The 9,005-nt window shown below is 72.7% G+C and carries 7 protein-coding genes; all 7 read left to right on the top strand.

Annotated elements, in window-relative coordinates:
- The first annotated feature begins 858 nt into the window (after positions 1-858).
- The 7 genes from HYV93_16025 to HYV93_15995 are packed head-to-tail and all read left to right on the top strand — an operon-like array spanning position 859 to position 8,974.
- Positions 859-2,052 (top strand): hypothetical protein, encoded by a 1,194-nt coding sequence (locus tag HYV93_16025; protein MBI2527480.1) that lies wholly within the window; start codon positions 859-861, stop codon positions 2,050-2,052.
- Positions 2,053-2,111: 59 nt separating this feature from the next.
- Positions 2,112-3,461, top strand: a complete 1,350-nt coding sequence (locus HYV93_16020; protein MBI2527479.1) for an efflux RND transporter periplasmic adaptor subunit — start codon at positions 2,112-2,114, stop codon at positions 3,459-3,461.
- 14 nt (positions 3,462-3,475) lie between these two features.
- On the top strand, positions 3,476-4,234 hold the full coding sequence (locus HYV93_16015; GenBank protein MBI2527478.1) for an ABC transporter ATP-binding protein: 759 nt from the start codon (positions 3,476-3,478) through the stop codon (positions 4,232-4,234).
- Complete coding sequence (locus tag HYV93_16010; GenBank protein ID MBI2527477.1) at positions 4,231-5,463, top strand: ABC transporter permease; 1,233 nt, start codon at positions 4,231-4,233, stop codon at positions 5,461-5,463. Before HYV93_16015 ends, HYV93_16010 begins: the two co-directional genes overlap by 4 nt.
- Before the next feature lie 3 nt (positions 5,464-5,466).
- Positions 5,467-6,681, top strand: a complete 1,215-nt coding sequence (locus tag HYV93_16005; GenBank protein MBI2527476.1) for a glycosyltransferase — start codon at positions 5,467-5,469, stop codon at positions 6,679-6,681.
- Positions 6,678-7,931, top strand: a complete 1,254-nt coding sequence (locus tag HYV93_16000; GenBank protein ID MBI2527475.1) for a glycosyltransferase family 4 protein — start codon at positions 6,678-6,680, stop codon at positions 7,929-7,931. The genes HYV93_16005 and HYV93_16000 overlap by 4 nt, the downstream gene beginning before the upstream one ends.
- Entirely contained in the window at positions 7,928-8,974 is a 1,047-nt protein-coding gene (locus HYV93_15995) for an aminoglycoside phosphotransferase family protein (protein MBI2527474.1), read from the top strand. Before HYV93_16000 ends, HYV93_15995 begins: the two co-directional genes overlap by 4 nt.
- Positions 8,975-9,005: the final 31 nt, after the last annotated feature.

Below are 9,005 nucleotides of genomic sequence, written 5' to 3'. Positions count from 1 at the left end.
GTCGTACACCGCCGCTCGATGATCACCAGCGGCAGGACACGTCCCGTCTCCAGGGCACTCCTTGAAGAAGATGCGCGATGAAGCGCTGACGCTACTTCCCCTACCGACTACATCTACTTTTCCCCCACCGGCCGTGACAAGGCTCTCCCTCTCACCAGACCCACGGATGACAAAGATCGAGCCCGACGGGATGAGCGGGGGCCCAGGCCTTGTGCACCGGCTCCATGAGCGCACCGGAGAAGCGAGTCCTTTCGAGTGGGAATCGTTCGAGAGGGCAGACGGGTCGGTGACGTTCTCTCAGGGGAGAACCCGGGCTGGGGCTGACCGGACGCCCGTCCGCACCTCGCTGACGCGCGACTGCCACCCGTTGCCGTGTCCCCGTGGGTGGTCGCGCCGAGTGCGTGTCGCGTCACCGTCTGCCGCGGCGGCCGTTCCCCTGATCCCGTCCCGCCCCTGATCTCCCGCTCCTGACGAGAAGTTCACCGGCCGTCTCGGGGCCGTTCACCCTCCGCCAGCTACCCTTCCCGATGTCGTGGGCGGCGCTGCTCGCGCCCCCCGTCAGCCGTGAACGGATTCGCCCGCACCGGGCAAATGCCCGCTTCGGTGAAATCCCCCTGGTCAAAACCCCACTGCCTCGGTGACTGCGCCTGCGGCTGGGCGTCGGTCGAGTTCCAGCGCCGGCACACGATCGTCACAAGTGCCTGTTTCAGCGGGAGGAGGGCCGCCCTGGGCTCCGCCACCCGGCGCTGGGCACGGCTCTTGCCCGAGAGGCTTCGCCATCGAGGAGCCGGATGGCCGGCTCCGGTCACTTGGCGAAGGTCAGAGGCGGGATCCACGGGAGAGCGGAGAGAGGGTGCCATGCGCTTCCTGTTCTACTCGCACGACGCCGTCGGACTCGGTCACATGCGGCGCAACCTCGCGCTGGCGGCGCGCCTCGCCGACACGGCTCCCGACGCCTCTGTCCTGCTCGCCGTGGGCACCGACGAGGTCAACCGTGTGGGGGTGCCGCCCCACGTCGAGGTGATCAAGCTCCCCGGCCTCCGCAAGGTGGCCAACGAGTGCTACGGATCGCGCCACCTGTCGATTCCCGGGCAGGACATGCTGGCGTTGCGGGCCGCGGTGCTCGAGGCTCTCGTGCACTCGTATCGACCGGACGTCATGGTGGTCGACAAGCACCCGCTCGGCGCCAGCGGCGAGCTGGTGCCGGCTCTCGACACGATCCGCGAGCTCGGGTGCCGGGCTGTGCTGGGCGTCCGCGACATCCTGGACGACCGCGAGACCGTGCGCCGCGAGTGGACGCCTGCCGTACACGCGGGGATCGCCCGCCACTACCACCGGGTCTTCGTCTATGGCCAGCGCCGCGTGTTCGACCCGGTCCGCGAGTACGACTGGCCCTCCGTCGTCGCCGATCGAGTTCGCTTCTGCGGGTACGTGGTCAGTCGTTTCGACTCCCAGGACTGGCGCGAGGAGCCGCCGCCCGTCTTCCTGACGCGCCGGAGGACCCGCCCGCTGGTGCTGGCCACCGCCGGCAGCGGCGAGGACGGCTTCGCGCTCCTGCGCGGTTTCATCGAGGCGGCGGCGGGCGCGCCCTGGGACGCGGTGGCCGTGACCGGGCCGATGGCCGCCCGGGACGATCACGAGGCGCTCCGCCGCACCGCCGTGGAGGCGGGTATCGCCTGCTACACGTCTCTCCCGGGCCTCGGCCGCTGGTTCGGCGCCGTGGACGCGCTGGTGAGCATGTGCGGCTACAACACGATCGCCGAGGCCGTGAGCACCGGGCTCCCGACCGTGTGCGTGCCGCGCACCGTGCCGCGCCTCGAGCAACTCATCCGTGCCCGGGCTTTCGAGCGCCTCGGGCTGCTCCGGGTGGTCGAGCCCCAGCGCCTGACGCCGGAGCTGCTCCGCCGGGAGATCGCGGGCGCGCTGGCCTCGCCGCGCCGAGCGCTCCTGGCGCGGGGCCGGGAGGTGCTGGATTTCGACGGGGCGAGTCGGGTGGCCGAGCATCTGCTCGATCTGGCAGCGGCCCCGGCGGGCGCAGGAGTCCAGGAGTGAGGCCCCACGCAGGCGATCGGGCTCGGCCGAAGAGCCGAAGCGCAGGAGGGAGAAGTGCGATGAAGCGGGGGATGACGGCGATCGGTATCGCGGGGCTCGCGGCCCTGATCACAGGCGGGTACTTCTACGGACAGGGGACGGGCAGCACGCCGAAGTACCGCCTCGCCCGGGTCGAGCGGGGAGGCCTCACCGTCGCAGTGTCGGCGAGCGGCACGCTCAATCCGGTGGTCACGGTCCAGGTCGGCTCGCAGCTGTCCGGCCAGCTCAAGGAGATCCACGTCGATTACAACTCACCGGTCAAGAGGAACCAGGCGATCGCCCTCATCGCGCCGGAGATCTTCGAGAGCAAGGTCAACCAGGCCCGCGGCGACCTCCAGAACGCCGAGGCGGCGGTGCTGAATCAGCGCGCGCTGGTGCAGCGGGCGAGGGCGGACGTGGAGAATGCGCGCGGGACGCTGGCGGTGGCGCGGGCGCAGACCGCGAAGGCCCAGGTCGCGGTGGCGGACGCGCGGCGCGACCTCGACCGCAAGCGGGAGCTGTTGCGCCGGAACCTGATCGCTCGGGCCGACCGCGACACGGCCGAGGCCCTGCACGACTCCGCGCTGGCGCAGGCCGAGGCGGCCCGGGCGCAGGAAGGCGTGCTGCGCGCCGCCATCAGCGCCGCCGAGGCGCAGCTCGAGGCGGCCCAGGCCCAGCTCCAGTCGGCGATGGGGACGGTGGAGCAGCGGCGGGCTGCCCGCGCCCAGGCGCAGGTCGATCTGGGCAACACGGTGATCCGCGCTCCCGTCGACGGCATCGTGGTCTCGCGGAGCGTGGACGTGGGGCAGACGGTGGCCGCCAGTCTGCAGGCGCCGACGTTGTTCACGATCGCCCAGGACCTCGCTCGCATGCAGGTCGAGACCAACATCGTGGAGGCCGACATCGGCCGCATCCAGCTCGGTCAGCGCGCCACGTTCACCGTGGACGCCTTTCCCGGAAAGACGTACCGGGGCCAGGTCGTGCAAGTGCGCCGGGCGCCGCAGCTGAATCAGGGTGTGGTCAGTTACACCGTCATCGTCTCGGCGGACAACCGCGAGCTGCAGCTCCTCCCCGGCATGACCGCCAGCGTGAAGATCGTCACCGCCGAGAAGGCCGATGCGCTGAAGGTGCCCAACGCGGCGCTCCGGGTGCGGCTTGCCGGCGCCGACGGGGACGCGGCCCGCGGCGGCAAGGGCGCCGCGGCGGGCCGCGTCCACGTGCTCGCTCCAGACGGCAGCGCCAGGCCCGTGACCCTGCGCCTCGGCGTGAGCGACGGCAACGCCACCGAGGTCCTGTCCGGCGATCTGAGAGAAGGGCAGGAGATCGTGGTCGGCCTCGCCGACCGCCGCCCCGCGCGCGGCAGTGCCCGCTCGGCAGCGGTGAAGCTGTGATCCGCGGGGCGGGGATGGCGGACGACGGGACGCCTCCCGTCATCGAGGTGGAGGCCCTGATCAGGGACTACCACGTGGGCGCTCATGTGGTGCACGCCCTCCGCGGGGTGTCGGTGCGGATCGAGGCCGGCGAGCTCGTTGCGGTCATGGGGCCGTCCGGCTCCGGGAAGTCCACCTTCATGAACCTGGTGGGCTGCCTGGATCGGCCCACGACCGGGCGGTATCGGCTCGAGGGGCGCGACGTCGGCGAGCTCTCGGGCGACGAGCGGGCCGAGATCCGCAACCGCAGGATCGGCTTCGTCTTCCAGAGCTTCAACCTCCTCGCCCGGCACAGCGCCCTCGAGAACGTGGCGTTGCCGTTGCTCTACGCCGGCTCCTCTCCCCGCGAGCGGCAGAACCGGGCACGCGCCAAGCTCCAGATCGTCGGCCTCGCCGACCGCGAGCATCACCGACCGGCGCAGCTCTCCGGTGGCCAGCAGCAGCGCGTCGCCATGGCGCGGGCCCTCGTCAACGACCCGGCGCTGATCCTGGCCGACGAGCCCACCGGCAACCTCGACACCCGCACCAGCATCGAGGTCATGGCGCAGCTCCAGGAGCTGAACCGGAGCGGCATCACCGTGCTCATCGTGACCCATGAGGAGGACATCGCGCGGTACGCCGGCCGCATCCTCGGCTTCCGCGACGGGCGGCTCGTCCGCGACGAGGTGGTGGAGGAGCCCGCCGGCGCCAAGATCCTGCTCGGAGCCCTGCCGGCGGAGTCGGGGGCAGCATGACCGCCTGGCTCGTCGTCCAGAGCGCGATCCGCGCGCTCCGTGCCAACCTGCTGCGGACGCTCCTCACCATGCTGGGCGTCATCATCGGCGTCGGCGCGGTCATCGCGATGGTCTCGGTGGGGACCGGGGCGCAGGCCCGCGTGGCGGAGCAGATCCAGAGCCTGGGCTCCAACCTCATCATGGTCCGCCCGGGCGCGGTAACCCAGCGGGGTGCCCGCCTGGGGCGCGGTACGCGGCTCACCATCTCCGAGGACGACGCCCGGGCGATCCAGGCGGAGGTGTCCGACGTGGTCGTCGCCGCGCCGATGGTGCGCGGCTCCTTGCAGGCGGAGTACGGCAATCTCAACTGGGCGACCACCGTCCACGGCGTGACGCCCGAGTACTTCGAGGCGCGCGATTGGGACGTCACGACGGGCAGGCTCTTCTCCGCGGAGGAGGCCGCCGGGGCAGCGAGAGTGGTGCTGGTGGGCCAGAGCGTGGCGGGAGACCTCTTCGCCGGGGCCGATCCCGTGGGCCAGATCGTCCGCGTCAACAAGGTGCCGTTCACCGTGGTCGGCGTGCTCGAGCCCAAGGGGCAGTCGAGCTCCGGCCAGGACCAGGACGATGTCCTCCTCGTGCCGATCACCACCGCCAGGGCCCGGGTGCTGGGCACGAGCCGGAGCAACCCGGGCGCGGTCCACGCCATCGCGGTGAAGCTCGCCGCCGCCGAAGGCATGACGGACGCGGAGGAGCAGATGCGCCAGCTCCTGCGCCAGCGCCACCGGCTCAAGCCCAACGAGGAGGACGACTTCTCGCTCCGCAACCTCGCCGACGTGCTGGAGGCGCAGGAGGAGTCGTCCCGTGTCCTGACCCTGCTGCTGGCCGCCATCGCCTCGGTGTCCCTCCTGGTGGGCGGCATCGGGATCATGAACATCATGCTGGTGTCGGTGGTCGAGCGGACCCGCGAGATCGGCCTGCGCATGGCCGTCGGTGCGCGGGCGCGGGACATCCTCAGGCAGTTCCTGCTGGAAGCGGTGACGCTGTCGCTCGTGGGCGGCGGCCTTGGCGCCGCCCTGGGCACCGCGGTGTCCATCGGGATCGGGCACCTCGCGGGGTGGACGATCATCCTTCCCCCGGAGGCGATCGCCGTCGCGGTCGGCTTCGCCGCCGTCGTCGGGGTGTTCTTCGGGTTCTATCCGGCGCGCAGGGCCGCCCGCCTCGATCCGATCGAGGCGCTGCGGTACGAGTGAGCCATGAAGATCGGCTACGTCCTCAAGCGCTTCCCCCGTCTCTCGGAAACCTTCATCGTCAACGAGCTGCTGGCGATGGAGTCCCTGGGCATCCCGCTGGAGATCTTTTCCCTCAAGTTGCCGCGGCCCGAGCCGCGCCACGAGCTGCTGGCCGCCCTGCGGGCGCCGGTCACCTATCTGCCGGACCCGCCGGCGATCCCGGACTGCGCCGTGCGGCAGAACGACCCGCAGGAGCCGCACGGTCGGCAGGCGGACGCCGACGCGGCGTTCGCGTTCAAGGCCGAGGCACTCGCGCGGCTGGCGGCTGGGCGCGGGGTGACGCACCTGCACGCCCACTTCGGCACCGGGGCGACGAGGGTGGCCATGCTGGCGAGCCGACTCGCGGGGCTCCCGTATTCCTTCACCGCCCACGCCAAGGACATCTACCACCAGGACGTCGATCCCGCGGCGCTGGTGGAGAAGGTCCGCGGCGCCCGGTTCGTGGTCACCGTCTCCGACTACAACCGCCGGTACCTCGCCACTCGCTTCGGCCCGGCCCTCGCCCGGCGGATCGTCCGGCTCTACAACGGTCTCGACCTCCAACGCCTCGCCCCGGATCCTGCAGTGCCGCGCGAGCCGGATCTGGTGCTGGGCGCCGGACGGCTCGTGGAGAAGAAGGGATTCACGCATCTCGTCCAGGCCTTCGCGCTCCTGCGGGACAGGGGAGTCCCGGCGCGCTGTTTGATCGTCGGGGACGGCCCCGAACGGGGGGCGCTGGCCGAGCGGATCCGCCGGCTCCGGCTGGAGGATGTCGTCACGCTGGCCGGCGCGCAGCCCCAGGAGGAGCTCCTCGGGGTGATGAGGCGCGCGGCGGTGTTCGCGCTCCCGTGCGTCGTGAGCGGCAGCGGCGACCGCGACGGGCTGCCGACTGTCCTCCTGGAGGCGCTGGCTCTCGGGCTCCCGGCCATCTCCACGGCGTTGCCGGGCATCGACGAGATCATCTGCGACCGCCGCACCGGGCTCCTGGTCCCGCCGGGCGATGCCGCTCGGCTCGCCGACGCCATCGCCGAGGTCCTGACGGCCTCCGGGCTTCGGGGGCAGCTCGCCGCCTGCGGGCGGGCGCGGGCAGAAGAGGTCTTCGACATCCGCAAGAACGGCCTGATCCTGGCCGACCGGTTCGCGCGCTCCGCATCGACGCGGCCGCGGCCCGCTCAGCGCCCGTGCCGGGTCGCCCCGTGAAGATCCTCTACCTCTGCGCTGATCCCGGCATTCCGGTGCTCGGCGACAAGGGCGCGTCCGTCCACGTGCGCGGGCTGGCAGCCGCGCTGAGCCGCGCCGGACACGCCGTCGTCGTGGCGGCCCCGCAGATCGACGCGGGCCCCTGGGGGGACGCGGCGCCGCTCGCCGCCCGGACGCTCGGGCTGGGGCCGAGTCCGGCCGTCGTCTCCGTGCACCAGGCGCTCAAGCGATTCAACGCCGTGGTGGGGGCCCGCAACTCCGTGCCCAACGCCGTCCGGCGCATCCTGCTCAACGAGGAGCTGAGAGCAGAGCTCGCGCGCCGCTTCGCCGACGCGCCGCCCGACATCGTCTACGAGCGCGCCTCGCTCTACGGGACGGCGGGCGTGCAGCTGGCCCGCGATCTCGGCACGCCCCTCATCGTCGAGCTCAATGCCCCGCTCGCCGCCGAGCAGTCGGCGTATCGTGCCCCGGGGCTCGGTGAGCTGGCCGAGCACGCCGAGCGCTGGCTGCTCTCCGAGGCCGACGCCGTCCTGGCGGTGTCGGGTCCCTTGCGGGAGCATGCGGTGTCGCTGGGCGCCGCGCCGGCGCGCGTCCACGTGATGCCGAACGGCGTGGACCCGGCGCTCTTCCAGCCCGGGCTGCGCGATCCCGACGTCAGGAAGCGCTGGGGCCTGGGCGATGGGCCGGTGCTCGGGGTCGTCAGCGGGCTCCGGCCCTGGCACGGTGTCGACGCCCTGCCCCCGCTGCTCGAGCAGCTCGCGCCGCGCCATCCGGACCTCCGCGTGGTCGTCGTCGGCGACGGGCCCCTGCGGGCGCCGCTCGCGCGCGACTTCGCCGCGCGCGGCCTCGAGCGGGCAGTGGTCTTCACCGGGTGGCTCGCGCACGGGGAGGTGGCGGCGCTCATCCGCCACTTCGACGTGGCCCTGGCGCCCTACCGGGAGCCCGAGCAGGCGTTCTACTTCTCGCCCCTCAAGCTCTTCGAGTACATGGCCTGCGGCGTGCCGGTGGTGGGGGCGGCGGTCGGCCAGATCGCCGAGGTGGTGCGAGACGGCGAGACGGGGCTCCTCTACGCTCCGGGCGACACGGAGGCGCTCGCCCTGGCGTGCGACCGGGTGCTGACCGACTCTGCTCTGAGCGAGCGGCTCGGGGCGGCCGCGGCCGCCGCGATCCATGGCCGGTACACCTGGGACCACAACGCGGCACGGGTGGCGAAGGTCGCCCGCGCCCTCCTCGACGGCACGGCACCATGAGCGTGCCGTGCATCGATCCGCTCGACGTCGCGGGCGACGAGGCCATGCCGACGCTGGCCCTGGCGCTGGACCCCGACCTCGTCGGCGCGCGCTTCGCGGGGCTGCCGCGGCTGACGGGCCCCAGGGGGCGCGTCCGTGTCCTCGCGGCGGGCGTGCTCCGCTACAAGCCCGGTCGCCGCTGCGTGATCGAGTACAGGGCCGAGGTGCAGCGCTCGGACGGGTCACGCGAGGCGGTCCGCCTCATCGGGAAGATCCGCCGCCGCCGGTCGGGCGTGTCCGCCTTCAAGCTCCAGGCATCGCTGTGGGCGTCGGGCTTCTCGGACGACAGCGCCGACGGCATCTCGGTGCCGGAGCCGCTCGGCGTGCTTCCGGAGGTCGGCATGTGGCTCCAGCGGGCGGCGCCGGGGCGCGCTGCGACCGAGCTGCTGGCGGCCCGGGGCGGCCCCGAGCTCGCGGGCCGGATCGCCGAGGCCGCCCACAAGCTCCACCGCGCGGGAGTCCGTCCGCTGCGCCGTCACAGCATGGCCGACGAGGTGCGCATCCTTCGCGAGCGGCTGGCCGCGGTCACCGCGATCGCGCCGCGGTGGGCGGGGCGGATCGCGCGTGTGCTGTGCTGGTGCGAGCGCCTGGCGGCGTCGGTGCCGGAGCCGGTGGCGCGCGGGATCCACCGGGACTACTACGCAGACCAGGTGCTCGTCCACGGCGCTCATCTGTACCTCACCGACTTCGACTGCTACTGCCAGGGCGACCCCGCGCTCGACATCGGGAACTTCACCGGCCACGTGCGCGAGCACGCGCTCCGGGCTCTCGGCGATCCGGAGGCGCTTGCCCCGGTCGAGCGAGCCCTCGAGGACAGGTTCGCCGAGCTGGCCGGCGAGGCGGTGCGGCCGGCGGTGCGCGCGTACGCCACGCTGACCCTGGCGCGCCACATCCACCTGAGCACCGTCCTCGCGGACCGCACGCACCTGACCGGCCAGCTGCTCGAGCTGTGCGAGGAGGCGCTCGGGAGCGCCACTCGGGCGCGCTCGAGATGCTCCGGGTGACGCCGTGGGACACGGGGCGGGCGAGCGCGTG

The sequence above is a fragment of the Candidatus Rokuibacteriota bacterium genome (assembly GCA_016188005.1).
Taxonomy (GTDB): Bacteria; Methylomirabilota; Methylomirabilia; order Rokubacteriales; family CSP1-6; genus UBA12499.
This window is presented reverse-complemented; position numbering and strand designations above follow the sequence as displayed.

What these genes read in the sequence shown, in the direction of transcription:
- HYV93_16025 (MBI2527480.1), top strand. Translation starts at nt 859, where the DNA reads ATGCGCTTCCTGTTCTACTCGCACGACGCCGTCGGACTCGGTCACATG.
- HYV93_16020 (MBI2527479.1), top strand. Translation starts at nt 2,112, where the DNA reads ATGAAGCGGGGGATGACGGCGATCGGTATCGCGGGGCTCGCGGCCCTG.
- HYV93_16015 (MBI2527478.1), top strand. Translation starts at nt 3,476, where the DNA reads ATGGCGGACGACGGGACGCCTCCCGTCATCGAGGTGGAGGCCCTGATC.
- HYV93_16010 (MBI2527477.1), top strand. Translation starts at nt 4,231, where the DNA reads ATGACCGCCTGGCTCGTCGTCCAGAGCGCGATCCGCGCGCTCCGTGCC.
- HYV93_16005 (MBI2527476.1), top strand. Translation starts at nt 5,467, where the DNA reads ATGAAGATCGGCTACGTCCTCAAGCGCTTCCCCCGTCTCTCGGAAACC.
- HYV93_15995 (MBI2527474.1), top strand. Translation starts at nt 7,928, where the DNA reads ATGAGCGTGCCGTGCATCGATCCGCTCGACGTCGCGGGCGACGAGGCC.